This is a genomic window from Amphritea sp. (assembly GCF_050300915.1).
Taxonomy (GTDB): domain Bacteria; phylum Pseudomonadota; class Gammaproteobacteria; order Pseudomonadales; family Balneatricaceae; genus Amphritea.
On sequence record NZ_JBNKYN010000164.1, the window covers coordinates 1 to 811 of the forward strand.

The following is an 811-nucleotide window of genomic DNA, read 5'->3' on the forward strand; positions in this document are numbered from 1 at the left end:
CCGACGACGGTTTCTCCCGCTTCCAGACGACGGGCAATAAAACGCTGCTGAATCTGATAAGCCTGTTCCAGCGTGATATCCAGACCCCGTTCGGTAAATGGGGTAATGGTGCTGCGAGTCAGATATGCGCTATACAACTCATCACCCAACGAGTTAATTAAATCCTGATCCATAACCACCTCACAATTTGACGCAGACATTGCGCATCTCGGTATAAAACTCGAGGGAGTGCACGCCACCTTCCCGGCCAATGCCAGACTGTTTTGCACCACCGAATGCGGTGCGCAGATCCCGCAGGAACCAGCTATTGATCCAGGTAACCCCGACTTCAACGGCGGCGGCCATCCGGTGAGCCCGGGTGAGATCGTTGGTCCAGATGGTGGTGGACAAGCCATAGTCGTTGGCATTGGCATAGCCAACCACTTCCGACTCGCTGTCAAACGGACAGATATGGCAGCAGGGGCCAAAAATTTCTTCACGGACTGCGGTGGCGGTTTCCGGCAGGCCGGTCCAGATAGTGGGTTGAATCCAGTTTCCTTCGGCCAGCTCACCCGCCATCTCTGGTATACCGCCGCCGGTGACAACCGTTGCGCCCTCTTCAACCGCTTTACGGTAATAGGAGAGCACTTTCTCCTGATGCTCCCTGCTGATCAGGGGGCCGTAATTCGACTCATGATTTTCCGGGCGACCATACTTCACCGCTTCCGCCTTCAGCTTCAGCGCATTCACAAACCGATCAAAAATGGGGCGTTCGACATAAACCTTCTCTGTCCCCAGACAGACCTGCCCGGTATTCAGAAAAGCGGAACGG

Annotated in this window: 1 protein-coding gene; it reads right to left on the reverse strand. The window is 55.0% G+C overall.

All coding sequences use genetic code 11. The annotated features are described in order from the left end of the window. Positions 1-180: 180 nt before the first annotated feature. Positions 181-811, reverse strand: a 631-nt coding sequence (locus tag ACQY8X_RS20930) for an aldehyde dehydrogenase family protein (protein WP_428037067.1), incomplete at its 5' end; no start/stop codon positions are given.